The following is a 25,245-nucleotide window of genomic DNA, read 5'->3' as shown; positions in this document are numbered from 1 at the left end:
AGCGGAACAAGCTTATCTCCTATTGGTAGTCCGAAGCCGTATCTAACGTGAGGGGTTTTTCGTTGCTCCGGCGCCAACTCCATAACAAAAAATTGAACCCCACCAGCCTTTCCAATATGGCGAGAATTCAAAAAAACAGCCATCAACTCGACAATTTTGATCAATGATTCAAAAGAGCTTTCAAAGAAGCCTTTTACCAGAGTAATGCTTATTTGTGTCTTAGAATGCACTACCTCAATGGTAGGAGGGAAGTGGGCAGATCACACACTGTTCACATACTTTGCAAGGTTTACCTAAGAGGATCACCAGGCGCCGTCACTGTTTCTGGAGTGAGCCGTTTGTTAGCCTTTTCTCCTCGCGATGCGCTGATGAGTGGGTACTGATTTTGAAAGCTTACGCAGCTCACTAATTGGAAATGAGAGCAGTGAGAGACCAATTCCTTTTCGATGAATGTAGCGGTCATAGATGATTTGACCTGGCCCGTTGAAAATTTCCTCATACTCCCCGTTGGGGTGAAGCCTGAAGCCTAAGTAATAGTCGGGGACGGTTCTAAAGGTGAGAAAGTTCTTAAAGGTTGCTTTGACTTGAACAAGTTTTCCGTCTGAGGCAACGCCATCATGTCGTGGCTGTGAGACCTCATGGACTGCCATGTCGTACTCAAGCTCTGCAATAACCTCTCCAATATCGCCTACCAAACGGCCATCTATCGTGAATACACGATTAGGAAAGGTATCTTTTAGCTTTTGAATACCCTCAAATATTAATTCAAGGGCTTCGGTTATTGCTCTGTGCTTTTGCATGTTAGTTTAGTACTTGATTAAGGGCGGGTTTTAGCCCATTCAGTGAGCGTAGCGAACGCTTTGAGTCAATTTTTAGGATTTTAACCACTCGCTCAGCAGTGAAGCGATGTACGGCTCGAAAATTTTAATTGTCCAGAGAAACAATGCTAGTTTCAAAGCCAAAATGACCCAAGAAAGTAAACCATATCGGCTATGCCTGAGCCTGCCGTCTAGAAATTTAGGGCCCACGAATACAAACCAAAGCACTGGAGCCACGAAGAATATTGAAGTTATCCAATTCTCGACGGTATTCGGCCTGACAGTAACTATGGCTAGCGGAATGCACGCGAGCATATGCCATACGCTGGTATGGCATTTTTTATATAACGGGATATTCAGCGGTTTTGATGGCATTTGATAGCCTAACGTTTTGTTAAGAGGTGGCTTTAGCGCGCCCAGTGCCACAGCAACATCACGTCAACGCTGCTTACCGATTAAACCTTGCCACCAACGAATACTGCCCCTGCGCCGTACTGGTCAACTCTTCACTTAACAGCGCCGTACTCTGCGCCTCGCCAGCGGTCTGGTCTGACAGTTGGGCGATGGTGGTGATATTGCGGCTGATTTCGTCGGCCACAGCGCTTTGTTCTTCGGCGGCGGCGGCGATCTGGTCGGCCATTTCGGCGATGTTGGCGACGGCGTCGCTGATACCGGCCAGAGCATGGTCGGCCTGTTGTACGCGTTCGACGCCTTCGTCGGCCTGTTTGCGGCCGATGTCCATGGTCAGTACCGCTTCGTCGGCGGTGCGTTGCAGTTTGGCGATCAGTTCGTGGATCTGCCCGGTGGACTGGGCGGTGCGCTGAGCCAGGGAACGCACTTCATCGGCGACCACGGCGAAGCCGCGGCCCATTTCGCCGGCGCGAGCGGCTTCGATGGCGGCGTTGAGGGCCAGCAGGTTGGTCTGGTCGGCGATGCCTTTGATCACGTCGACCACGCCGCCGATTTCGTTGCTGTCGCGGGCCAGGCGGGTGACGGTTTCGCCGGTTTCGCCTACCGAGAGCGACAGACGCTGGATCGCTTCGCGGGTTTCGCTGGCGATGGTGCGGCCTTGCTGGGTGAGGCGGTTGGCTTCCTGGGTGGCGATGGCGGTACGTGCCACGTTGTTGGCCACTTCCAGGGTGGTGGCGGCCATTTCGTTGACGGCGGTGGCGACCTGATCGGTTTCCTCACGCTGGCGCTGCAGCCCCGCGGAGCTGTTGTGGGCCAGCACGTCGGCCTGAGTGGCTTGTTTGGCGAGGTTCTCGGCGCTGTCCTGCAGGCGGGTGAGGCAGGTTTTCAGGCGTGCCTCCTGGCTGAGTATGGAGAGCTCCAGGCGGCCTTCGACGCCACGGCTGTCGGTGTACATCTGCGCGATCAGCGGGTCGGAGGTGCTTTGTTCGGCCAGCTTGAGAAGGCGTTTGATACCACGGGTTTGCCAGGCCAAGCCCAGCAGGCCGAGCGGGATCGAAAGCGCGGCGGCGGCGATGAAGCCCCAGGTGCTGTCCAGCCACGCGCCGACTAGGAAACCGACCTGGCTGACCAGAATGAACGGCAGCCAGTTCTGCAGCACCGGTAGCCAACGGTCGCGGCTCGGTATGGCAGCCTTGCCAGCGTTGATGCGCGCATAAAGCAACTGGGCGCGTTGAACCTGCTCCGCAGTGGGTTTGGTGCGCACCGACTCGTAGCCGGTGACTTTGCCGCCATCGAGCACTGGCACCACGTAGGCGTTGACCCAGTAGTGGTCGCCGTTCTTGCAGCGGTTTTTGACGATGCCCATCCACGGTCGGCCGGCCTTCAGGGTGTTCCACATGTGCTCGAACACGGCAGGCGGTACATCAGGGTGGCGCACCAGGTTGTGGGGCGCGCGGATCAGCTCGTCTCGCGAGAAACCGCTGATTTCGACGAAGGCATCGTTGCAATAGGTGATCTGGCCCTTGAGGTCGGTCGTCGAGATCAGACGCTGTTGCGCCGGAAACGTCCGCTCGTTCCCGGTGATCGGCTGATTGTTACGCATGGCATCTACCCTGATGATTTTTGATTTATCGCGTACGCGCGGCAGGGCTAGGAGTGTAACCGGATTTTGAGGTGGATCACATTTTGACGCCGGTATAACGGCAGTCCATTGGTGTAATGGTGGTGTCAGGCGGGCGGGAACATCGGCGTACGAGGAGGGCGGAAGACGGGGAATGTGAGATCGATAGGGGTCTGTGAGAGCGCATCCCCGGGTGTCGCTTCGCTCGACCCAGGCTACGGATAGCAACGGGCGCCGCATCTCTGCGGCGCCCGTTTTATTGCTATCAGCCAGCGATCAATTGGCGCAGCACGTAGTGCAGAATGCCGCCCGCCTTGAAGTACTCCACTTCGTTGAGGGTATCGATGCGGCAGAGCAGTTCGACGCTGCGCTGCTTGCCGTCTTCACCGGTAATTTCCAGGGTCAGCGGCATGTGCGGGCGTACGTCGACGCCGTCCAGGCCCTTGATGGCCAGGGTTTCCTTGCCGGTCAGGCCCAGGCTCTTGCGGTCGGCACCGTCGGTGAACTGCAGCGGCAGTACGCCCATGCCTACCAGGTTGGAGCGGTGGATGCGCTCGAAGCTTTCGGCGATCACCGCTTTCACACCCAGCAGGTTGGTGCCCTTGGCGGCCCAGTCGCGGCTCGAGCCGGTGCCATATTCCTTGCCGGCAATCACTACCAGCGGCGTGCCTTCCTCCTGATAGCGCATGGACGCGTCATAGATGGCCAGCTTCTCGCCGCTTGGCACGTGTACGGTGTTGCCACCTTCTTCGCCATCGAGCATCTCGTTGCGGATGCGGATATTGGCGAAGGTGCCGCGCATCATCACTTCGTGGTTGCCGCGGCGCGAGCCGTAGGAGTTGAAGTCACGTGGCTCCACGCCTTGCTCGCGCAGGTAGCGGCCAGCAGGGCTGTCGGTCTTGATGTTACCGGCAGGCGAGATGTGGTCGGTGGTCACCGAGTCGCCGAGCAGCGCGAGGATGCGTGCGTTGGCGATGTCGGTGATGGCCGGTGGCGCCTGATCGATGGCCTCGAAGAACGGCGGATGCTGGATGTAGGTGGAGTCGTTCTGCCAGGTGTAGGTATCGGCCTCGGGCACGGCGATGGCCTGCCACTGCTCGTCACCGGCGAACACTTCGGCGTATTCCTTGCGGAACATGGCGGTGCTGACCTTCTGTACCGCTTCGGCGATTTCCTTCTGGCTCGGCCAGATATCGCGCAGGTACACCGGCTTGCCGTCGCGGTCTTCGCCCAGCGACTCTTCGGCGATGTTGATTCGCACGCTACCGGCCAGGGCGTAGGCGACCACGAGGGGTGGCGAAGCCAGCCAATTGGTTTTCACCAGCGGGTGCACGCGGCCTTCGAAGTTGCGGTTGCCAGACAGCACCGAGGCGACGGTCAGGTCATGATCCTGAATGGCCTTCTCGATCGGGTCGGGCAGCGGGCCGGAGTTGCCGATGCAAGTGGTGCAGCCGTAGCCGACCAGATCGAAACCGAGCTTGTCGAGGTACTCGGTCAGCCCGGCTGCGGCGAAGTACTCGGTCACCACCTTGGAGCCCGGAGCCAGCGAGCTCTTGACCCAGGGTTTACGCTGCAGGCCTTTCTCCACCGCCTTCTTGGCCAGCAGGCCGGCGGCCATCATGACGCTCGGGTTGGAGGTGTTGGTGCAGGAAGTGATCGCCGCGATCACCACGGCGCCGTCGCTGAGCGGATGACGCTTGCCGTCCATCTCGTAGTGGATTTCGTTCTGCGCGGCATTGCCGACTGCCACGCCACCGCCGCCCTCGCTCTCCAGGCGGCCTTCTTCCTTGCCGCTGGGTTTGAGCTGCAGGCCGAGAAAGTCATCGAACGCCTGGCTGACATTTGGCAGGGCGACGCGATCCTGAGGCCGTTTCGGGCCGGCCAGGCTGGCTTCTACCTCGCCCATGTCCAGCGCAAGGCTGTCGGTGAACACCGGCTCGGTACCGGCGTTGCGCCACATGCCTTGGGCCTTGGAATAGGCCTCGACCAGTTTCACGGTTTCCTCGGGGCGACCGGACAGACGCAGGTAGCCGAGGGTGATCTCGTCGACCGGGAAGAAACCGCAGGTGGCGCCGTATTCCGGTGCCATGTTGGCGATGGTGGCGCGATCCGCCAGAGGCAGTTCGGCCAGGCCGTCGCCATAGAATTCGACGAATTTGCCGACCACGCCTTTCTTGCGCAGCATCTGGGTGACGGTCAGCACTAGGTCGGTGGCGGTGATGCCTTCCTTGAGCTTGCCGGTTAGCTTGAAGCCGATCACTTCGGGAATCAGCATGGATACCGGCTGGCCGAGCATCGCCGCTTCCGCTTCGATGCCGCCCACGCCCCAGCCGAGTACGCCAAGGCCGTTGATCATGGTGGTGTGCGAGTCGGTGCCGACCAGGGTGTCGGGGTAGGCGAAGGTGGTGCCATCTTCTTCCTTCGTCCACACGGTGCGGCCGAGGTATTCCAGGTTGACCTGGTGACAGATGCCGGTTCCTGGCGGTACCACGCTGAAGTTGTCGAAGGCACTCTGGCCCCAGCGCAGGAACGCGTAGCGCTCGCCGTTGCGTTGCATCTCGATCTCGACGTTTTCGCCGAACGCCGCTGGCGTGGCGAACTTGTCGACCATCACCGAATGGTCGATGACCAGGTCAACCGGCGACAGCGGGTTAATCTTCTGCGGATCGCCGCCGGCTTTGGCCATCGCGTCGCGCATGGCGGCCAGATCGACCACAGCCGGTACGCCGGTAAAGTCCTGCATCAATACGCGGGCTGGGCGGTACTGGATCTCGCGGTCGGAGCTGCGTTTCTGCAGCCAGTCACTCATGGCCTGCAGGTCGTCGCGGGTGACGGTTTTGTCGTCTTCCCAGCGCAGCAGGTTTTCCAGCAGCACCTTGAGCGAAACCGGCAAATCGTCGATGTTGCCGAGCTGCTTGGCAGCCTCTGGCAGGCTGAAGTAGTCGTAGGATTTGCCGTCCACGTCCAGTGTGCGGCGGCAGTTCAGGCTATCGATGGAAGGCATCGTGCATCTCCTTGTGGCTTGCACGGTACAAGCCGTTCTGGTTTTGGCAGAGGTTCTCTCCGACTCTGCGCACTGGTTCCCTTACGGCTTGCGATGAGCCGTCGTCCGGTCTTGCGCCTGGCGTGAAAACGCCTGTGCGGCGGGCCGGTAAATGCCGGGATTCTGTTCACTGGACAGGGGGCAGGCGCCGCGGGTTCCAGTTTTCGCTATCATGCGCGGCCCAAGGAGAGCCCTGATGAATACTTTGTTACTGCACTGCCGCCCTGGTTTCGAGAACGAGGTGTGTTCGGAAATCTCCGAACATGCGGCGCTTCTCGATGTTCCTGGTTATGCCAAGGCCAAGCCGAATACCGCCTGTGCGGAGTTCATCTGCAGTGACGAGGAGGGCGCCGAGCGGCTGATGAAGGGGCTGCGTTTCAGCCAGTTGATCTTCATTCGGCAGTGGGCACGGGGGCGCTTCATGGAGCTACCCGAGAAGGATCGCATCAGCGTGCTGCTCGAGCAGCTGGCGCCGTTGCCGGCCTTCGGCAGCCTGTGGCTGGAGGTGCTCGACACCAACGATGGCAAGGAGCTGTCCGGCTTCTGCAAGAAATTCGAAGGCCCGCTGCGCAAGGCCCTGACGGCCGCCGGCAAGCTGGTGGAGAACGCCCGGGCGCCACGCCTGCTGCTGACCTTCAAAAGTGGCCGTGAAGTGTTCCTTGGTATGGCCGAGGCGAACAACTCGGCGATCTGGCCTATGGGAATTCCGCGCCTCAAGTTTCCTCGGGAAGCACCAAGCCGCTCGACCTTGAAGCTCGAAGAAGCTTGGCACACCTTTATTCCCCGCGAGCAGTGGGACGAGCGCCTGTCAGACGAGATGACCGGCGTCGATCTCGGTGCCGCGCCCGGTGGCTGGACCTATCAACTGGTGCGCCGTGGCATGCTGGTAACGGCCATCGATAATGGCCCGATGGCCGAGAGTCTGATGGATACAGGCCTGGTGCAGCATCTGATGGTCGATGGCTTCACCTGGAAGCCCAAACAGCCGGTGGACTGGATGGTCTGCGACATCGTCGAGAAGCCCGCGCGCAGTGCCGCGCTGCTGGAAACCTGGATCGGCGAGGGGCATTGCCGTGAAGCGGTGGTCAACCTCAAACTGCCGATGAAGCAGCGTTACGCCGAGGTACGCCGTTTACTCGAGCGCATTGCCGACGGCCTGGCCGCGCGCAAGGTCAAGGTCTCCATCGCCTGCAAGCAGCTGTATCACGACCGCGAGGAAGTGACCTGTCACCTGCGCCGGCTGGATAAATAAGCTGCCCCTTACTGAGCAACGATTCGAATTGCTGCGGAGCCCGTGATGCTTGATACCACCCCCGATGACACCCTCGACGCCACCGGGCTGTTTTGTCCGGAGCCGGTGATGATGCTGCACAACAAGGTGCGCGATTTGCCGGCTGGCGGTTTGCTCAAGGTCATTGCCACCGATCCCTCGACGCGCCGTGATATTCCCAAGTTCTGCGTGTTTCTCGGCCACGAACTGGTCGAGCAGGCGCAGGACGCCGATACCTATCTGTACTGGATTCGCAAGAAGGTTGATTGAGCGGTTCAAGGCGAAAGCGGACGGTGAGCAGAGCTTTTGTGGGAGAGGCTTTAGCCTCGATTTTGCCTAGCTAGGCGTAAAGAGCTCGCGGCTAAAGCCCCTCCCACGAGATCGCGAACGTCCGCTTCCGCCTTCTTGCTGCCAATTCACGCTTGGCTGCCTTCACGCCCCGGCGCTTCGACCAGCCAAATCCGTCGCTTGGCGCTGCTTTTCAGGCGTAGGGTCAGCATCAGGGCGGCGCAGGTCAGGCCAACAATCAACCCTTCCCATAACCCCGCTGGGCCGCTGGCCGGGCCGAACAGGTCGGTCAGGCCGAGGATGTAGCCCACAGGCAAACCGATGCCCCAGTAGGCGAACAGGGTCATGATCATGGTCGCGCGGGTGTCCTGATAGCCGCGCAGTGCGCCTGCGGCAGTGACCTGCAGGGCATCGGAGAACTGAAACAGAGCGGCGTAGACGATCAGGCTGGCGGCCAGAGCGATCACCTCCGGCGCTGGGGTATAGATCTGCGCGATTTGCTCGCGCATCAGCAGCATGCAACTGGCCGACACGCAGGCGTAGGCCAGTGCGGTCACCATGCTCACCCCGGCAGCGAAGCGTGCCTCACGCGGCTCGCCGCGGCCCAGGGCCTGGCCCACGCGCACCGTGGCGGCCATGCCAATGGAGTAGGGGATCATGAACACCAGCGAGGCGAAGTTCAGGGCAATCTGATGCCCGGCGACCACCGTGGCGCCCAGCCCGCCGATCAAGAGCGCAATCACCGCGAAGATGCTCGATTCGGCGAACACCGAGATGCCGATCGGCAATCCGATACCCAGCAGGCGCTTGATCAGCGGCCAACTCGGCCGCTCGAAGCGCTGCAGCGGTGTGGTGTCGTTATAGGCCGGTGCACGGCGAATCCACCAGATCATGCCCAGCAGCATGAACAGCATCACCATCGCTGTGGCCCAGCCGCAGCCGACGCTGCCCAGTGGCTGCAAACCAAGCTTGCCGTAGATGAGCACGTAGTTCAGGGGGATGTTCAGCAGTAGCCCGAACAGGCCCACCACCATGGCTGGGCGGGTACGGCCCAGGCCGTCGCTGTAGCAGCGCAGCACATGGAACAGCGCCACGCAGGGGAAGCCGAACGCCACGCCGTGCAGGTAGCCCATGGCCGGCTCGATCAGATCCGGATCGACCTTCATCAGCCGTAGCACGAACTCGGCGTTCCACAGCACTGTGCCGGCCAGGCAGCCCACCACTAGGGCCAGCCACAGTGCCTGGCGCACCAATGGGCCGATTTCCCCGTGCTGCCCGGCACCAAAGCGTTGCGCCACCTTGGGCGTGGTGGCCAGCAGAATACCGGTCATCAGCAGGAACACCGGCACCCAGATCGAATTGCCCAGCGCCACCGCCGCCAGATCGCGGGCGCTGAAACGCCCGGACATCACCGTATCGACGAAGCCGATGGAGGTGTACGCCAGTTGCGCGATGATGATCGGGGTGGCCAGGGCCAGCAGCGTGCGCAACTCGGTGCGCACGCGCTGCAGGCGGGAAAGGGCAGGCATCGGGGTTCCGTGATCCGTGGAAAACCGCACAGTCTACGCGTTGACGGATCGGTCAGGAAAGGCGCCGGGAAACTGTTTCAACGCCGCACAGCCGAAGCGCAGATGTTTTTCGTGCAGAGCCCGGGCTGTGCATCCGGTTAGAATGCCGGCCTGATTGCGGAGATATCCATGCGCATAGTTGCCGACGAAAACATTCCCCTGCTCGATGAGTTCTTCGCCGGTTTCGGCGAGATTCGCCGCTTCCCCGGCCGTGCCATCGACCGTGCCGCCCTCGGCGATGCCGAGCTGCTGCTGGTGCGCTCGGTAACCAGCGTCGACCGGGCACTGCTGGAAGGCAGCCAAGTGCGCTTCGTGGGCACCTGCACCATCGGCACCGATCACCTGGATCTTGGGTATTTCGCCGAGGCCGGTATCGCCTGGAGCAGCGCACCGGGCTGCAACGCACGCGGTGTGGTGGACTACGTGCTCGGCAGTCTTCTGGTGCTTGCCGAGCGTCTGGGCAGTGACCTGACGCAGCGTACCTATGGGGTAGTCGGCGCCGGCCAGGTCGGCGAGCGGCTGGTGCGCGTGTTGCGCGGTCTGGGCTGGCGCGTGCTGGTCTGCGATCCACCGCGTGAGCGCGCCGAAGGTGGGGATTTCGTCGACCTGCAGCAGATCATCGAGCAGTGCGACGTGATCAGCCTGCACACGCCGTTGACGCGCGAAGGTGAGTTCGCCACTCGGCATCTGATCGATGCGCAGCGCTTGCAGGCGCTGCTTCCCGGCACCTGGCTGATCAACGCCAGTCGTGGTGCGGTGGTGGATACCGCCGCGTTGTGCGAGCATCTGCAGCAAGGGATCGATCTGCACGTGGTGCTGGATGTCTGGGAAGGCGAGCCACTGGTGGAGCCGGCCCTGGCTGCGCTGTGCCATATCGCCACGCCGCACATCGCTGGCTACAGCCTTGATGGCAAGCTACGTGGCACGGCGCAGATTTACGACGCGTTCTGCCGGCACCAAGGCATCTCGCCGCAGCTGACGCTGGATGCGCTGACGCCCGAGCGCTGGCTACCGCGCCTCAGCATCGGCGCTGGCAGTGATCCTGCCTGGGCACTGGCGACGCTTTGCCGGGCGGTCTATGACCCGCGCCGTGATGATGCAGGCCTGCGTCGCAGCCTGGTCGCTGACGTGCAGGCGCGCAAGGCCGGCTTCGATCTGCTGCGCAAGCAGTATCCGATGCGGCGAGAAATCGAAGGGCTGGACGTCGAGCTGCTCGGCAGTGACGAGCGACTGCAAGCGCTGATCACGGCGCTGGGCGCGCGCGTGATCAGCGCTGGTTAACAGCCTGGGTGGTCAGGAAGGGTTTTCATCCTTGGGCTTGAACCACTGTTCGTCCAGCTCGTTGCAGGCTTGCTGGATCATGCTTTCGGTGATCGGTATTTCCCGGCCGCGAGGGTCGATCACGGCACCATGGCTGGTTTCCGATTGTGCACTTGCTTGATTGGCGTGTTGCTCGTCAGGGCTGCTCATTGTGGTTTCCTCATCAGGTGTTCGCGCTGTCTACCGGCATCTATGCTTGGCGACGTTATCTGGCGATGGGGGGCATCCCAATATGGCTTCAACTTTGCCCAGCCATACTGTCGCAAAAAATTACCGGATAAAGAAGAGAGTCCGTCGAACGGTTTTGGCTTTGAAGGGAGAGCATGGAGTGCTGAGATCATCATTGTTGCTGTTGGGTTGGCTGCTGAGCCTGCACGTACTTGCCGTGGAACCGGCGACGTTGGTGAGTGGGGCTCGCGAGCAGGTCGGCGTAACCCTGTCCTACGATCCCGCTTACCGGCGCATCGACTATCCTGGCGGTGATGTGCCGATGGAAACCGGTGTCTGCACTGACGTGGTGATCCGCGCGTTGCGTCTGCAAGGCCTGGATCTGCAGCAAGCGGTGCATGTGGACATGGCCGCGAATTTCTCCGCCTATCCCAAGCACTGGGGGCTGAGCCGCCCCGACCGCAATATCGACCATCGTCGCGTGCCCAATCTGATGACCTGGTTCCAACGCCAGGGCATGGGGCAGCAGGTCAGTCGGGATGCCCGTGATTATCGCTCGGGCGATATCGTCACCTGGGATCTGGGGCGCGGTCTGACCCATATCGGTATCGTTTCCGATCATCTGTCCGCTGCGGGCGAGCCGTTGATCCTGCACAACATCGGCGCTGGTACCCGCGAGGAGGCCATTCTGTTTCGCTTTCCCGTCATTGGTCATTACCGCTTCGCACCGGGCTAAGCCCAAAAACGACAAAGCCCCGCGCCTGTCAGGGCTGCGGGGCTTCGTTGCGGACACGTATCAGGCGTGGTGGTAGCTGATCACGCTGTCCTGTTCCTTGAGCATCTTGCGCATTTCGGCCGGAATGTTGCCGGCTCTGACGGCGAGCTCGAGGCGGATGTCTTCGAGGCTTTGGGCGAAAGCGTTCGAGTCGTTCAGCTGCAGCTTCTGCAGCACCCGGCTGTAGGCGGTGGTATCGGCTTCATCGATCAGGGAGAGAACGATGCTGCCGTCCGGGCGAGGCCGACTGAAGGTGGCGCGTAGGGGGGCGAATAGCTGGTCGACAAGCTGTCGATTACTATTTTCCATTGACGAACTCCAGTTGAAGTATGAATACCTATGAGTAACTAGGATTCATTTAGTTCGACGATGGCTACTATTTCGCTCCCTTAATAGTGACGTTGTTTGCAAATTCACTGCTTGGATCAGCGACGCAGCGCTTTGCGGGTGCGTTCGATCACGCCTTTCAGGGAATCGTCGCAATATTGGCCGGGGTAAAGGCGTTGGCTGTGCTGCGCGACACCGGTGTGATCCACGACTGTGAAGCTGAAGCTGCCCTTGCGGGTTGCCAGGATATGGCAGGCAAGCGGGGCGAAAGCGTTGGACAGGGTATGGATAGCGGTCTGGATTTGTTGGTTGGTATTCATATTCGGGTGTTTCCTGATACTACGGGCACATAATCGCGCCATAAGAGAGGGCTCCGGGCACTGGCTTGGGCCAATGGGATTGATTATCGGAGCGGACTGCGCGCTTTTAAGTTCCACCTATATAGTGAGGTGAAAGCTAGAGCGGGTCTGTACTTCGGAAGGCTGGCGACGGTCTGCGCGTGAGCGGGACGGCCAGATCAGTCAGCGGAGGGGGTCTTGGCAGTTGTGCGTGCATCCTTTGGATGCCGATTGCCAGGAAACCATCGAGAAGGCCATAAGGCCGAATGACTTGCAGCGTGGTACGAACGGGACGGACTATACGTGGCTGTATAAAATTTAGCCAGCCCTGATTGCAGTCTTTTTCATGTCCGCCGATCGGCGTCGCACTGATAGGCCTATTTGAGCTAGCATTAGTCCTCTTTTGCTTTCCTCTGGCGACGGTTTTCAATGAGTTATCAGGTTCTTGCACGCAAATGGCGCCCGCGGTCGTTTCGCGAAATGGTCGGGCAGACCCATGTGCTGAAGGCACTGATCAACGCACTCGATAGCCAGCGCCTGCATCATGCCTACCTATTTACGGGTACACGGGGCGTGGGCAAGACCACCATCGCGCGGATTATCGCCAAGTGCCTGAACTGCGAAACCGGCATCAGTTCCACCCCTTGTGGCACCTGTTCGGTGTGCCGGGAGATCGATGAAGGGCGTTTCGTCGACCTTATCGAAGTGGATGCCGCCAGCCGCACTAAGGTGGAAGACACCCGCGAGCTGCTCGACAACGTGCAGTACTCGCCGAGCCGCGGGCGCTTCAAGGTCTACCTGATCGACGAAGTGCACATGCTCTCCACCAGTTCCTTCAACGCCTTGCTCAAGACGCTCGAGGAACCGCCACCCCACGTCAAATTCCTGCTCGCCACCACCGATCCGCAGAAGTTGCCGGTTACTGTGCTGTCGCGCTGCCTGCAGTTCTCCCTGAAGAACATGCCGCCAGAGCGCGTGGTCGAACACCTCACCCATGTTCTGGGTGCCGAGAACATTCCTTTCGAAGACGACGCCCTGTGGCTGCTCGGCCGTGCGGCCGACGGTTCCATGCGCGACGCCATGAGCCTGACCGACCAGGCCATCGCCTTTGGTGAAGGCAAGGTGCTCGCTGCCGATGTGCGCGCCATGCTCGGTACCCTCGACCATGGGCAGGTGTACGGCGTGCTGCATGCGCTGATCGAAGGTGACGCCCGTGGTGTGATCGAAGCGGTGCGCCAGCTCGCCGAACAAGGCCCGGACTGGAGTGGCGTGCTGGCGGAAATGCTCAATGTGCTGCACCGCGTGGCCATCGCCCAGGCGCTGCCGGATGCCGTGGATAACGGCCAGGGCGACCGCGACCGGGTTCTCGGCCTGGCCCAGGCACTGCCGGCCGAAGACGTGCAGTTCTATTACCAGATGGGCCTGATCGGCCGACGCGACCTGCCGCTGGCGCCGGATCCGCGTGGCGGCTTCGAGATGGTGCTGCTACGCATGCTGGCGTTCAGGCCAGCGGGCGAGGGCGCTGCCCCGAGGGTGGCGCTAAAGCCACTGGGGATCAGCCAGGCCAAGGCTGATCCCCAGACAACTCCGGTGGCCGACGTAGCGTCTGCTGCGTCGACCCCTGTTGTCAGTGCTGCGCCGCAGATTCCGGTCGCCGCGAGCCAGCCTGCGCCGGCCACAGTGGTGCAGCTAGCAGCAGAGCCTGTTGTCGAACCAGCGCCCATCCCGCCAGCGGTAACTGCGCCCGTGGCCGTTGCTGCCCCGGCGCCCGTGGTAACGCCGCCGTGGGAGGAGGCGCCGGTCGAGGCCAAGGTCGTCGAGCCCGTAGCACCGGTCAGCGAAGCGCCTCAGCCGTCTACCGCCGTGCAGGCCCAGCCAGAGCCGAAGGCAGAAGAGCCGGCCAAGATTGCGCAACCCGAGCCGGAGGCGGCACTGCCCGTTCCGGAGCTGGCCGACGTGCCGGTGATCGACAGCAACGATCTGAATCCACCCGACAGCGATGATGAGCCACCACCCGGTGACTACGACTACGTGGCGATGGATGCCGAGAATCTGGATTACGATTTCGCCGATGTACTCGCCGATGAGCAGCCGGAAGCCGAGCCCGAGCTAGCGTCACTGCCGGCCACCGGCCTGGCTGCAGACTGGCTCGAGTTATTCCCGAAGCTGGGCCTGAGCGGCATGACGGGCAGCATCGCCGCCAACTGCAGCCTGATCGCCGTCGAGGGTGACAAATGGTTGCTGCACCTGGATCCTGCCCACAGTGCACTGTTCAACGCGACCCAGCAGCGTCGCCTGAACGATTCGCTCAATGCCTACCATGGCCGTGAGCTGCAACTGAGTATCGAATTGATCAAGCCTGAGCAGGAGACACCCGCCCAGGCAGCAGCGCTCAAGCGCGCTAACCGCCAGCGTGATGCCGAGGCCTCGATCCAAAACGACCCGCTGATCCAACAGATGATTTCCCAGTTCGCCGCCTCCGTGCGCGCGGGCAGCATTGAACCCGTCGATACCGTCGTTAATCCCTGACTACCGAGGACAACATCATGATGAAAGGTGGCATGGCCGGCCTGATGAAGCAGGCACAGCAGATGCAGGAAAAAATGCAGAAGATGCAGGAGGAGTTGGCCAATGCCGAGGTAACCGGTCAATCCGGTGCTGGTCTGGTCAGCGTGGTGATGACCGGTCGCCATGACGTCAAGCGCGTCAGCCTCGACGACAGCCTGATGCAGGAAGACAAGGAAATCCTCGAAGACCTGATCGCCGCTGCCGTCAACGACGCGGTGCGCAAGATCGAAGCCAACAGCCAGGACAAGATGTCCGGTATGACCTCCGGCATGCAATTGCCGCCAGGCTTCAAGATGCCGTTCTAAAGCAGTCGATTTTGCTGGGCTAAAGCCCACCCTACGGCCCGCGCGCATAGGTAGGGTGGGCTTTAGCCCACCGAATCGCACGACTGCTACCGCCGTGAAGCCTGCGTAACAACGCTTTCCCCTATATCTCCGCTTTCATCGTCGAGCCTCGCACCATGAGCTTCAGCCCCCTGATCCGCCAACTGATCGATTCCCTGCGCATCCTGCCCGGCGTCGGCCAGAAGACTGCCCAGCGCATGGCCCTGCAGTTGCTCGAACGCGACCGCAACGGCGCCGTACGGCTGGCACAGGCGCTGAACCAGGCCATGGACGGTGTCGGTTACTGCAAATCCTGTCGCAGCCTCAGTGAAGACGAGCTCTGCCAGATCTGCCTCGACCCGCGCCGTGACGACAGCCTGCTCTGCGTGGTTGAAGGGCCGATGGATGTGTACGCCGTGGAGCACACCGGTTTCCGCGGGCGTTATTTCGTGCTCAAGGGCCATCTCTCGCCGCTCGACGGGCTGGGCCCGGAGGCCATCGGTATTCCCGAGTTGCTGAAGCGCATCGAGGCCGGCCAGTTCAGTGAAGTGATCCTGGCGACCAACCCGACCGTGGAAGGCGAAGCGACTGCCCACTACATCGCCCAGTTACTGGCCGGCAAAGGCCTGGTGGCTTCGCGCATCGCCCACGGCATGCCGCTCGGTGGCGAGCTGGAGCTGGTGGACGGCGGCACTCTGGCCCATGCACTGGCAGGCCGCCGTCCGATCAGTATCTGAGCCGAGTCACTGTTGTAGCCGCTGCGATACCCGGAAAATCGCTCCCTGGGTATCGCTACGCTCAACCCAGGCTACGGATCAGCAGGCTACGAATTCCTGTAATTCGCTTCTGAGAAGCATTACCATTAATGCCTTGTTCAGGTGCGGTGATGGTGTGCTCGATGTCGCTTGTTTCCTCTCAGCAGTCCCTGCAGCAGTTGTATCGCGAGCATAGCAGCTGGTTGAACGGCTGGCTGCGCAGGCGGTTGGGCTGTGCCGAGAATGCGGCGGACTTGGCGCAAGACACCTTCCTGCGTGTGCTCAGCAAGGAGCGCGAACTGCCAGCGCTGCGTGAGCCGCGGGCCTATCTGTCGACCATCGCTCATTCGCTGCTGGTCAATCACTGGCGGCGCCAGGCGGTCGAGCGTGCCTACCTCGAAGCCCTGGCCTTGCAGCCAGAGCAGCATGCTCCCTCGCCGGAAGCGGCCGAGCTGATCATCGAAATCCTGCTGGCCATCGACGCCATGCTGCTGCGCCTGCCGAGCAAGGTGCGCGAGGCGTTTCTGCTGTCGCAACTGGACGGGCTGACCTACGCAGCCATCGCCCTGCGCCTGCAGGTTTCCGAGCGCATGGTGAAGAAATACATGGCCCAGGCGATGCTGCAGTGTCTGCTGCTGGCCGAGGGCTGAGCGATGAACGCCGATCACCGAACCCTGCAGGAAGCCGCCGAGTGGTTTGCGGTACTGGCCGATCCCCCTGTCAGTGACCATCAGCAGCAGGCCTGGCGGCAGTGGCTGGCGGCGCGTCCCGAGCATGCGGTGGCCTGGCAGCGAGTCGAGGCGATCAGTGGCCAGTTCACCCGACTGCCCACCGATACCCGCCGCCAGGCTGCCGGCCAAGCGCTGCGCAGCACAGGCCGTAGCCGCCGCCAGGTGCTTGGCCTGTTCGCACTGCTGGGCGCAGCCGGCGTGCTGACGGTGGCGGGGCAGGGGCGTCCATGGCGCGCCGGGGTCGCCAGCGAACGAACCGGAACCGGCGAGATCCGCGATACGCGTCTGGCCGATGGCACCCACCTGTGGCTCAGCAGCCGTACCGCAGTGGATATCGACTACAGCGCGTCTGCTCGCCTGCTGCGCCTTTTCCAGGGCGAGGTGTTGATCGAGACAGCTGAGGATCCGCGCCCACTACTGGTGCAGGCCGCGCACGGGCGACTGCATGCACTGGGCACCCGTTTCGGCGTGCGCGAGGGCCATGGCTTCACCCAGCTCAGCGTGTTCGCCGGCGCGGTGCGTATCGAGCCCGCCAATGGCGCTGCGCCGGTTGTTCTGCAGGCAGGCAACCAAGCGCGTATCGGCCCTGATGGCATCGCTGCGGGCGAGCCGGTGGATCGCGCCCGCGAGGCCTGGAGCCGCGGCGTGCTGCTGGCCGATAACCGGCGGCTGGGCGATTTCATCGAGGAACTGGCCGAGCACGTACCCGGCTATCTCGCCTGCGATCCGCGGGTGGCTGATCTGCGATTGGTCGGCGCCTATCCGCTGGGCGACACCGGGCGCATTCTCGACGCGCTGCAGGGCAGCCTGCCGATACGCGTCAATCGCCGCCTGCCGTGGTGGGTGACGCTCGAACCGCTAGAGGCCTGAAGAACGTGTGCAGTGCGGCGTTTTCGCGGCCTTCGCAAAAAAATCGCAATCAGTGGTTCCCCTTTTTGGGTTTCGCTTGGCTTCAGTGCATCCGGCCCTTGCGTGTCATGCGCGGCCCCTGCAATGAGGAAGTCCCATGTACTCCAGTCCCCGCTTCTCGCCGAGCTATCTGCGGCGCTCCATTCGCCTTGCCACACTGACGCTGGCGGCATTGTCGCCGCTGCTTGGCCATGCCCAGGTCGTCGAGGCTGACGGCTACCAGCAGAGCGCTCGCAGCTACCAGATTCCCGCCGGCCCGCTGTCGGCGGCACTGAGCCGCTTCGCGGCCGAGACGGGGGTGCTGTTGTCGGTGGATGGACGGCTTACCGAAGGCAAGCAGAGCCCCGGCCTGCAGGGCGAGTTTGGCATCGACGAGGGGTTCTCCCGCTTGCTGCAGGGCAGTGGTCTGCAGGCCACCACGGACGGCAATGGCGGTTACTCGCTGCAGGCCGCGAGTCAGGCCGGCGCAGGCTCCCTCGAGTTGGAGAGCACTGCTGTGCGTGCTTTCGCCCTCGGCAATGCGCTGGGCAGCATGGACGGCTACAACGCTACCCACAGCAGCGTATCGACCAAGACCAGCAAGGAACTGCTGAAGACTTCGCAGAGCGTTTCGGTGGTTACCCGCGAGCAGATCGAGAAACAGGGCGCTGCCAGCGCTGCCGATGCGATGCGCTACACCCCGGGCGTACTTACCAATCCTTATGGCAACACGCACCGCTACGACTACCTGGCGATCCGCGGGATCAACGACGGTTCGGTGGACAACATCATCATCGATGGCCTGAAGTCCATGGGCGATCCCGGCTCCTACAGCAGCCTGCAGATCGATCCGTACTTCATCGAGCGTATCGACGTGCTCAAGGGGCCGTCCTCGGTGCTCTATGGCCGCAGCAATCCCGGTGGCCTGGCAGCCATCACCACCAAGCGTCCCGAGTTCACCCAGGCCGGGCGGGTCGATATCTCCTACGGCAACAACAACCGCAAGTCACTGGGTTTCGATGTCACCGGGCCGTTGAACGAGAACATCGCCTACCGCGTCGTCGGGCTGGCCAAGGATGCCGACTCCCAGGCCGATCACGTTACCGAGACTCGCTATGCGCTGATGCCCAGCCTGGCGCTGAATCTCAGTGAAGACACCTTCATGACGCTCTACGCCTACCTGCAGGACGACCCCAACGGCGGCTACCACGGCAGCCTGCCGGCCTCCGGTACCCTGCACAAACGCAATGGCCAGCGCATTTCGAGCAGCTTCTTCGAGGGCGACCCGGCCGTCGAGGAGTTCACCCGAACCCAGCAGATGGTCGGTTATGAGTTCGAGCATCGTTTCGATGACACCTGGAGTGCCCGACAGAATTTCCGTTATGTGGATGCGCGGGTGTCGAACAGCCAGATCTGGGGTTCGGGTTACCTGAGTGACACCAGCAACGAGTTGTACCGTGGCTACAGTGGCGGCCAGGAGCGTCTGCATGCGTGGATCGTCGACAACATGCTGCAGGCCGAATTCGCCACTGGCGCCGCCCTGCACACCGTGGTGCTGGGCCTGGATTATCAGTACTCGAAGAACAAGATCGCCGACCAGCGTGACGGTTCGATACTGCAGCCGCCAGGTTCGGTCACGCCCATCGACGTGTTCGATCCGGTCTACGACAACAATGGCCTGACTGCCATCACCCCGGTGACCGACGCCCTGCGCCGGCAGAAACAGACAGGTCTCTACGTGCAGGACTTGATCGAGATCGACAACTGGAACCTGTCCCTGGGCCTGCGTCAGGACTGGTACGACGTGTCCATCGACGATGAGATCAACGGCCAGAATGACAGCCAGGGCGAGAAGCTCAGCGGCCATGCCGGCGTGCTCTACGCCTTCGACAATGGCGTGTCGCCCTACGTCAGCTATTCGACCTCGTTCAACCCGACGTCCAACTACTCCAGCGGGGCGCAGATTCTCGACCCGACCACGGGCGAGCAGTGGGAGGCCGGTATCAAGTTCCAGCCGCCCGGCACCGACGACCTCTACACCCTGTCGTTCTTCAATCTGGAAATGGAAAACCTCTACGCCAAGGAAAACAGCCTGGTCACCGACAGCTTCTACAAAGGCGTGGGCGGGATCGAGTCCAAAGGCGTCGAGCTCGAGGCGCGTTTCCGGCCCATCGACAATCTGCAGCTGATGGCCAGCTACACCTACGCGGACGTTTCCTACAGCAAGTCCTATTTCGTCAACAGCGGCACGGGCGTGGTGGATGCCAAGGGCAATAACCCACCGCAGACACCGGAGCAGATGGCCACGCTGTGGGCGGACTACAGCTTCACCGATGGGGCGCTCGTCGGCGTGACGGTTGGCGCCGGTGCGCGTTACGTGGGCAAGAGCAAGGGTAGCGAGCTGAACGACTTCGAGGTGCCGTCCTACACCCTGTTCGATGCGTCCGTTGGCTATGACCTGAAGCAAGTCGGGCTGCGCGGAACCTCGCTGCGCCTCACCGCCAACAACCTCACCGACGAGTACTACGTGGCGTCCTGCTACTCGGCTGCCGCCTGCTATCTGGGCGAGGAGCGCAGTGTGACGGCAACCCTCACGCAAAGGTTCTAGGGGGCTGATGTAAAAAAGCGCGTCACCGACCCAGATCGGTGACGCGTTTTTTCGTTTCTGCGATCAGCCCGCGTTGCGCAGCCTGTGCATGTCGCGCAGCGGTGGCGCGCCGAACAGGCGGCTGTATTCGCGGCTGAACTGCGAGGGGCTTTCGTAGCCGACGCGGAAACTGGCCGAAGCTGCTTCCAGGCCTTCGCTGAACATCAGCCGGCGAGCTTCCTGCAGGCGCAGTTGCTTCTGGTACTGCAGCGGGCTCAGGGCGGTGACCGCCTTGAAACGGTGATGCAGGGTCGAGGCGCTGAGGTTGACCTCGCGGGCCAGCTCCTCGATGCGCAGCGGTTTGTCGTAATGCTGGTTGATCCATTCGATCGCCCGGGCAATGCGATGGCTCTGGCTATCGGCCATGACCAGCTCGCGCAGGCGCTGACCCTGGGGGCTGCGCAGTAGGCGATAGAAAATTTCGCGCAGCGCCAGCGGCGCCAGCATGGCGGCATCGCGCGGAGTGTCGAGCAGGCGCAGCAGGCGGATCACCGCATCGAGCATCGATGGATCAAGGCGGTCGACGAACAGCGCGCGGTTGGGGCCAGGGGTTGGCAGACCAATCGGGCCCGCCTCGGCGAGCAGGCTGCTGATCATCGCCGGGTCGATGTCCAGTTTCAGGCTCAGGTACGGCAACTCGGGTGTCGCTTCGATAACCTGGCCGGTAACCGGCAGGGTCACCGAGGCCACCAGGTAGTTCAGCGGGTCGTAGAAGTACTGCTCCGCACCGAGACGGATCTCCTTGCGGCCCTGGGCAATGATGCACAGGCATGGGCGGTAGAGCGTCGGCATCGGCAGGCTGGGCGCTGCCGTGTAGGCGAGGCTCAAGCCTTCGATAAGGGTGTCGTGCATGCCTTCGCCGAGCGCTTTGCGCTTGATCAGATTGGCAAGTTCGAGTTGCCGGGCGGCCAGTTCATCGAGCTGATCGGGTTGCATCATGGGGTCACTCCTGATTCTGGGCGCAGATTATCCGGGAATTGCCCAGACGTCCTGTGCGGCAGGCGTAGTCCACAGGAATGGGCAAGCATATGAGAGAAATAGGCAATTTAATATCTGCACGCCAGCTCTCACGGGAGCGGGGCAATTGCTCTGATCTCCCTTTCTGCAGGATCGGGCAAGAATGTTCCAGTAATCGACTAACGCCAAATCACCCTGAGCCCTAACCTCTGTACCTATCGCGGCGCAGTGAGCCGCACTACCAGAGGATCTCGTCATGTCCAATATCCAAGAAAAAGTCGTACTGATCACTGGCGCCAGCAGCGGAATCGGCGAAGGCTGCGCTCGCTTACTGGCAGAGAAGGGCGCTCGGGTAGTACTCGGCGCGCGCCGTGTCGAGCGCTTGCAGCAACTGGTCGAAGAGATCGGCGCTGCCGGTGGCCAGGCTATCGCCCGCCGTCTGGACGTCACCGATGCCGCCGATGTTCAAGCCTTCGTGGACGCCGCACTGGCTGAATATGGCCGCGTCGACGTGCTGATCAACAACGCTGGCGTGATGCCCCTGTCGATGATCGAGGCGCTGAAGATCGACGAGTGGAACCGAATGATCGACGTCAATATCCGCGGTGTGCTGCACGGTATCGCTGCCGTCTTGCCGGTTATGCAAGGCCAGCGCAGTGGGCAGATCATCAGCGTGGCATCCATCGGTGCCTACCGCGTGTCGCCGACGGCAGCGGTGTACTGCGCCACCAAGTACGCGGTGAGGGCGATCAGCGATGGCCTGCGCCAGGAAGTGGGCGGTGACATTCGCGTCACTCTGGTCTCTCCCGGCGTGGTCGAGTCCGAGCTGGCCGAGAGCATTTCCGACGAGGGCGCCCGTGAGGCCATGCGCGAGTTCCGCAAGATCGCCATCACACCCGATGCCATCGCCGGTGCCGTTGCCTACGCCATCGAGCAGCCAGCGGATGTCGACGTCAGCGAACTGGTGGTGCGTCCCACTGCAAGCATCCACTGAGGTGCCCTAAAGTGGCGGCGCCACTGCTGGGCGCCGCCACTCATTCGTGAGGAGAGACATGCTCATGCAGACCCACATCACCGTACTTGAAGCTCCACCTGGCCGCTGCGAAGAACTGGGCGGCTACCTGCGTGACCTGCTGGAACCGGTGCGTGGCCTTGAAGGCTGCGTGGCATTCGAGCTAGAGAAGGACGGGCAGCGCTGGCAATTGCATGGCAGTTGGCAGTCATCTACCGATCTGGATCGTTACTTCGGTGCACCACTGCTGCAGGAGGTGCTGGACAGTGCCTGGCGTAGCGGGGCTATCCAGCATCTGGAGAGCCGCGCTGCCTGAGCCCTGAAACGACAACGCCCCGGAATTATCCGGGGCGTTGTCGTTCAGTAGCATGCGTTCAGCGCGGCGATCACTCGACCAGGGTCAGGGTCACGTCGATGTTGCCCTGAGTGGCATTCGAATAAGGGCAAACGATGTGCGCCTTGTCGATCAGCGCCTTGGCCTCTTCACGATCCAGGCCCGGCAGGGTGATCTTCAGTTCCACCTCGATGGCGAAACCGGTAGGCACTGCGCCGATACCGACGATGCCTTCGATCCAGCTGTCCGGCGAGACCTTGTGCTTGTCACGGGCACCCACGAATTTGATCGCACCCAGGAAGCAGGCCGAGTAGCCAGCCGCGAACAGCTGCTCCGGGTTGGTGCCCTGGCCGCCAGCGCCGCCCAGCTCCTTCGGTGTGGTGAGTGCGACATCGAGCACGCCGTCGGAGGAAATGGCACGGCCTTCACGACCGCCAGTGGCTTCAGCGTAGGCGCGGTAGGCAACGGTTTCGATAGACATGATGGAAGTCCTCAGTTCGTAGTTTTGATTTGCGTGGTAAACATTTGTGCGCAAGTTATTTGCTTGAGATGGACTCTATTCCTGATTTAGTTGGTGCGCAAGATATTTTTTGTGGCTCACCGTATCGGGCTCTAGAGCCCGAATCCGTGGCCAGTAGACGAAGCTGAGTGTAGACCTGCCACGCAGCCAGGCAACCGAGGCGCTGGGGTCAGAGACTTTCCTGCAACTGCTTGCGCAGTGCGGTGAGTTCGGCGGTCAGGCTGGCCAGGCGTTTGGCGGTCTGTGCGCTGGCGTTGATGATGCAGCCGGGAATCTGCCGAGCCTCGGCATGCAGGGCCCGGCCCTTGTCGGTGAGCTGCAGATGCACCACACGCTCGTCACTGCTGCTGCGCGTCCGGGTGATCAGCCCCTCGGCTTCCAGGCGCTTGAGCAATGGCGTGAGCGACCCCGGGTCGGTCAGCAGGCGAGCACTGATCTCGCCCACGGTGATGCCGTCACGCTCCCACAGCACCAGCATGGCCAGGTACTGCGGGTAGGTCAGCCCGAGCTTCTTGAGCAGCGGCTTGTAGACCTTGGTCATCGCCAGTGAGGTCGAATGCAGGGCGAAGCACACCTGATTGTCGAGCAGCAGATCGGCGCAGGTGTCGTCGGTGGTCATGGAGGCTCCGGAGTCGGGGGGCAGGGCGGATGGCGCAATTTATCGCGCCAACCGCACCGATACTAGTTGTTTGCGTGACCCGGCGCAGACGAGCTGGCTTGTATCCGGCATACAATGCCGAGTCGCTGGCCACCTTTGTGCAAACATGGTGCAAGAGTGCTCGGCAGTCCTGATCGGATTTTACCGGAGTGAACGTATGAAAATCTTGCTGGCCGGCCTTGCCGCTGCACTGATACTGGCGGGTTGCAGCCACACCAGGCCGCCCGTGCCTCAAGTACCTGTCGCAGGCAAGATCAACCCGACGCGCGTAATGGTGACTCCCTCCGATGCCGACGTTGAGGCGGCCAAGGCCAGCCTGTTCACCGCCATCGACCCGCGCGGCATCAGCTTCGAATCGTTGTTCGGCACCGCTGCAAGCGCGGCTGGCGATGATCTCGCCGTATGCGGATTCGCCAGCCGCGACGAGCAGCAGGGCGCGCTGTATTTCGCTTATTACAATGGCGAACTGCTGCTCTGGGACGAAGCCGCGCCCCACGGCACCAGCACGGAAAACCAGTTTCTGGCGATGATCTGTTCCTACCGCTGAACGACCTGCGTTGAATGAAGCGGATGTGCCCCTCGGCACATCCGGCAGGCTCAACGTTAGCCGAGCAGGCGTTGTGGCGCGGGTAGCCGTTTCACGGTGCCTGCAGGTTTTCTTGCGGCGGCCATGCGCCGCTTCGCCGGGCAGATGCCGGTCACTCCGCGAAACAGGCCCAGCGCGCCTGCCGCGATGTCCACCAGGCCGAATACGCCGCGCACGGCCAACCCCTTGCGAATCAGCATCACCCCGCCGGCAATGGAAATCACCCGCTCCATGGGCGCCAGGTTGATCGCGCTGTCGTGCTTGGTCTGCTCAGTCATGCCGCTACTCCGTTCATGGGGCTGCTTATCAAGATGCTTTCTTCAGGGCGCTGACCAGTTCGGCCTTGCGCATGCTCGAGCGGCCGGTTATCTGCCGGGCGCGGGCCAGGTGCAGCAGCTCCTGCTTGCTCCGGCTCTCCAGCGGCCGGTCGGGGCGTACTTCGCCGCGGCGTGTCGAGGCTGCCTGGCGGGCTGAGTCCTGGCGGGCCTCGGCTTTCGCTCGGGGGCTGGTGCTGCGCCCGGAGCCGCCGACCCGTTCACCACCACCGGACTGCTTGTTCACGGTCGCCCAGGCGCGCGCGCGAGCTTCGTCCGTGGGCACGCCGCGTTCCTGATAACTGGCTTCGATCGCTGCAGCCTTGCGTTTCTGAGCTACGGTGTACTTGTCTTTGCTTCCGCTTGGCATGGGAGTCTCCTCGAGCTTCATGGATCAGAGACCGGCACGCGGCCAGTAGCGTTGTGAATGGCAGTGAGCGGGGCGAGTTCATGACGATAGATGAATGGTCGTCGGCAAATGGCTCTACGGATTGAACTCTGTCGCGCGTGGCGTACTCATTGCTAAGTACTTTTGGGGCAGGGCGCCCCCAGGCTCTGGAATGCGCCTGACAGCCACTGACAATTTCATGAGGAGAGCGACGATGAAACGAGATTGGGAACTGATCCGTGAGCTGCTGCTGCAGATCGAGGCACTGGAAACCGGGCATCATTTCTACCCGCAGGATGTCGGCCAGCACTCCGCTGAAGCCGTCAGCTACCATATTCATTTGATGTGCCAGGCCAATCTCATCGAGTGTTCCCAGCATCACCCGTGGAACGGTGCGCCCGTCGCTATCGCCAATGGCCTGACCCTGACCGGCCACGACCTGCTCGACGGCATTCGCGAAGAAGCGCTGTGGGAAGCCAAGAAAGCCTTCCTGCAGGCACGCGCTGGTGGCATCACCTACGAAGGCCTGAAGAACGCACCCACCGCCGAATCCATGCTGTTCGCCGCCAATAGCGGTGCCGACGAGGGCCACAACGGTCACGTCTATAACTGATTCA

26 protein-coding genes are annotated in these 25,245 nt (G+C 61.8%); 14 read left to right on the top strand and 12 right to left on the bottom strand.

From position 1 onward, the window contains the following. Positions 1-341 precede the first annotated feature (341 nt). The 3 genes from K5Q02_RS19795 to acnA form a co-directional block, all read right to left on the bottom strand. Positions 342-800, bottom strand: a complete 459-nt coding sequence (locus tag K5Q02_RS19795) for a DUF6998 domain-containing protein (RefSeq protein ID WP_225833447.1) — start codon at positions 798-800, stop codon at positions 342-344. Between the two features lie 466 nt (positions 801-1,266). Beyond that, positions 1,267-2,832 (bottom strand): methyl-accepting chemotaxis protein, encoded by a 1,566-nt coding sequence (locus K5Q02_RS19790; protein ID WP_225833445.1) that lies wholly within the window; start codon positions 2,830-2,832, stop codon positions 1,267-1,269. Between the two features lie 283 nt (positions 2,833-3,115). After that, entirely contained in the window at positions 3,116-5,854 is a 2,739-nt protein-coding gene (acnA, locus tag K5Q02_RS19785) for an aconitate hydratase AcnA (RefSeq protein ID WP_225833443.1), read from the bottom strand. 235 nt (positions 5,855-6,089) lie between these two features. On the opposite strand from acnA, the gene rlmM reads away from it, so the two are divergent. Together rlmM and tusA are read left to right on the top strand one after the other, a co-directional pair. Further along, complete coding sequence (gene rlmM, locus K5Q02_RS19780; RefSeq protein ID WP_225833441.1) at positions 6,090-7,145, top strand: 23S rRNA (cytidine(2498)-2'-O)-methyltransferase RlmM; 1,056 nt, start codon at positions 6,090-6,092, stop codon at positions 7,143-7,145. Positions 7,146-7,190: 45 nt separating this feature from the next. Further along, the gene (gene tusA / locus K5Q02_RS19775; protein ID WP_225833439.1) at positions 7,191-7,433 is read left to right on the top strand and encodes a sulfurtransferase TusA; all 243 of its coding nucleotides are present in this window, start codon (positions 7,191-7,193) and stop codon (positions 7,431-7,433) included. Positions 7,434-7,579: 146 nt separating this feature from the next. Here tusA and K5Q02_RS19770 read toward each other — a convergent pair whose 3' ends face one another. Then, on the bottom strand, positions 7,580-8,980 hold the full coding sequence (locus K5Q02_RS19770) for an MATE family efflux transporter (protein ID WP_225833437.1): 1,401 nt from the start codon (positions 8,978-8,980) through the stop codon (positions 7,580-7,582). A 168-nt stretch (positions 8,981-9,148) separates the two neighbouring features. Here K5Q02_RS19770 and pdxB point away from each other — a divergent pair, with 168 nt between their 5' ends. Then, the gene (gene pdxB / locus K5Q02_RS19765) at positions 9,149-10,300 is read left to right on the top strand and encodes a 4-phosphoerythronate dehydrogenase PdxB (RefSeq protein WP_225833435.1); all 1,152 of its coding nucleotides are present in this window, start codon (positions 9,149-9,151) and stop codon (positions 10,298-10,300) included. 12 nt (positions 10,301-10,312) lie between these two features. On the opposite strand, the gene K5Q02_RS19760 is transcribed toward pdxB, so the two are convergent. After that, a complete protein-coding gene (locus tag K5Q02_RS19760) occupies positions 10,313-10,489 on the bottom strand; it encodes a PA1571 family protein (RefSeq protein ID WP_225833433.1) in 177 nt (58 codons plus the stop codon). Positions 10,490-10,670: 181 nt separating this feature from the next. Between K5Q02_RS19760 and K5Q02_RS19755 the strand changes: the two genes are divergently transcribed. Continuing rightward, positions 10,671-11,243, top strand: coding sequence for a DUF1287 domain-containing protein (locus tag K5Q02_RS19755; protein WP_225839785.1), 573 nt, complete (start codon positions 10,671-10,673; stop codon positions 11,241-11,243). Positions 11,244-11,303: 60 nt separating this feature from the next. Here K5Q02_RS19755 and K5Q02_RS19750 read toward each other — a convergent pair whose 3' ends face one another. Together K5Q02_RS19750 and K5Q02_RS19745 are read right to left on the bottom strand one after the other, a co-directional pair. Beyond that, entirely contained in the window at positions 11,304-11,591 is a 288-nt protein-coding gene (locus tag K5Q02_RS19750; RefSeq protein WP_042555657.1) for a DUF3509 domain-containing protein, read from the bottom strand. A 116-nt stretch (positions 11,592-11,707) separates the two neighbouring features. Next, positions 11,708-11,929 carry a hypothetical protein gene (locus K5Q02_RS19745; RefSeq protein WP_225833431.1) on the bottom strand — a complete coding sequence of 74 codons (222 nt, stop codon included), beginning with the start codon at positions 11,927-11,929 and terminating at the stop codon, positions 11,708-11,710. A gap of 447 nt (positions 11,930-12,376) precedes the next feature. Here K5Q02_RS19745 and dnaX point away from each other — a divergent pair, with 447 nt between their 5' ends. The 6 genes from dnaX (at position 12,377) to K5Q02_RS19715 (ending at position 19,820) form a co-directional block, all read left to right on the top strand. Continuing rightward, positions 12,377-14,476: a DNA polymerase III subunit gamma/tau gene (dnaX, locus tag K5Q02_RS19740; RefSeq protein ID WP_225833429.1), complete on the top strand. Its 2,100-nt coding sequence runs from the start codon at positions 12,377-12,379 to the stop codon at positions 14,474-14,476. A gap of 17 nt (positions 14,477-14,493) precedes the next feature. Then, entirely contained in the window at positions 14,494-14,820 is a 327-nt protein-coding gene (locus K5Q02_RS19735) for a YbaB/EbfC family nucleoid-associated protein (protein ID WP_042555660.1), read from the top strand. A gap of 155 nt (positions 14,821-14,975) precedes the next feature. Beyond that, positions 14,976-15,575: a recombination mediator RecR gene (gene recR, locus K5Q02_RS19730; RefSeq protein ID WP_225833427.1), complete on the top strand. Its 600-nt coding sequence runs from the start codon at positions 14,976-14,978 to the stop codon at positions 15,573-15,575. Between the two features lie 161 nt (positions 15,576-15,736). Continuing rightward, the gene (locus tag K5Q02_RS19725; protein ID WP_225833424.1) at positions 15,737-16,243 is read left to right on the top strand and encodes a sigma-70 family RNA polymerase sigma factor; all 507 of its coding nucleotides are present in this window, start codon (positions 15,737-15,739) and stop codon (positions 16,241-16,243) included. A gap of 3 nt (positions 16,244-16,246) precedes the next feature. Next, entirely contained in the window at positions 16,247-17,194 is a 948-nt protein-coding gene (locus K5Q02_RS19720) for a FecR domain-containing protein (protein ID WP_225833422.1), read from the top strand. A 136-nt stretch (positions 17,195-17,330) separates the two neighbouring features. Next, the gene (locus K5Q02_RS19715; RefSeq protein ID WP_225833421.1) at positions 17,331-19,820 is read left to right on the top strand and encodes a TonB-dependent siderophore receptor; all 2,490 of its coding nucleotides are present in this window, start codon (positions 17,331-17,333) and stop codon (positions 19,818-19,820) included. A 63-nt stretch (positions 19,821-19,883) separates the two neighbouring features. Here K5Q02_RS19715 and K5Q02_RS19710 read toward each other — a convergent pair whose 3' ends face one another. After that, a complete protein-coding gene (locus tag K5Q02_RS19710) occupies positions 19,884-20,798 on the bottom strand; it encodes an AraC family transcriptional regulator (protein WP_329959543.1) in 915 nt (304 codons plus the stop codon). Positions 20,799-21,072: 274 nt separating this feature from the next. On the opposite strand from K5Q02_RS19710, the gene K5Q02_RS19705 reads away from it, so the two are divergent. Both K5Q02_RS19705 and K5Q02_RS19700 read left to right on the top strand, forming a co-directional pair. After that, entirely contained in the window at positions 21,073-21,810 is a 738-nt protein-coding gene (locus K5Q02_RS19705; protein WP_225833420.1) for an SDR family oxidoreductase, read from the top strand. A gap of 58 nt (positions 21,811-21,868) precedes the next feature. Further along, complete coding sequence (locus K5Q02_RS19700) at positions 21,869-22,144, top strand: putative quinol monooxygenase (RefSeq protein ID WP_225833418.1); 276 nt, start codon at positions 21,869-21,871, stop codon at positions 22,142-22,144. Between the two features lie 70 nt (positions 22,145-22,214). On the opposite strand, the gene K5Q02_RS19695 is transcribed toward K5Q02_RS19700, so the two are convergent. Next, positions 22,215-22,643, bottom strand: coding sequence for an organic hydroperoxide resistance protein (locus K5Q02_RS19695; RefSeq protein WP_225833416.1), 429 nt, complete (start codon positions 22,641-22,643; stop codon positions 22,215-22,217). A 208-nt stretch (positions 22,644-22,851) separates the two neighbouring features. Continuing rightward, positions 22,852-23,301 (bottom strand): MarR family winged helix-turn-helix transcriptional regulator, encoded by a 450-nt coding sequence (locus K5Q02_RS19690; protein WP_225833414.1) that lies wholly within the window; start codon positions 23,299-23,301, stop codon positions 22,852-22,854. Positions 23,302-23,497: 196 nt separating this feature from the next. On the opposite strand from K5Q02_RS19690, the gene K5Q02_RS19685 reads away from it, so the two are divergent. After that, positions 23,498-23,887, top strand: coding sequence for a hypothetical protein (locus tag K5Q02_RS19685; RefSeq protein ID WP_225833412.1), 390 nt, complete (start codon positions 23,498-23,500; stop codon positions 23,885-23,887). Between the two features lie 56 nt (positions 23,888-23,943). On the opposite strand, the gene K5Q02_RS19680 is transcribed toward K5Q02_RS19685, so the two are convergent. Beyond that, positions 23,944-24,204, bottom strand: a complete 261-nt coding sequence (locus tag K5Q02_RS19680) for a YgaP-like transmembrane domain (protein ID WP_225833411.1) — start codon at positions 24,202-24,204, stop codon at positions 23,944-23,946. Between the two features lie 28 nt (positions 24,205-24,232). Continuing rightward, positions 24,233-24,610, bottom strand: a complete 378-nt coding sequence (locus K5Q02_RS19675) for a Rho termination factor N-terminal domain-containing protein (protein ID WP_225833409.1) — start codon at positions 24,608-24,610, stop codon at positions 24,233-24,235. 232 nt (positions 24,611-24,842) lie between these two features. On the opposite strand from K5Q02_RS19675, the gene K5Q02_RS19670 reads away from it, so the two are divergent. Further along, positions 24,843-25,241, top strand: a complete 399-nt coding sequence (locus K5Q02_RS19670; RefSeq protein WP_225833407.1) for a DUF2513 domain-containing protein — start codon at positions 24,843-24,845, stop codon at positions 25,239-25,241. The last annotated feature ends 4 nt before the right edge of the window (positions 25,242-25,245 follow it).

Origin of the sequence: Pseudomonas sp. MM211 (assembly GCF_020386635.1) — a bacterium.
Lineage (GTDB): Bacteria > Pseudomonadota > Gammaproteobacteria > Pseudomonadales > Pseudomonadaceae > Aquipseudomonas.
Note: the sequence above shows the minus strand (reverse complement) of the source record. Positions and strands in the feature narration are given on the sequence as shown.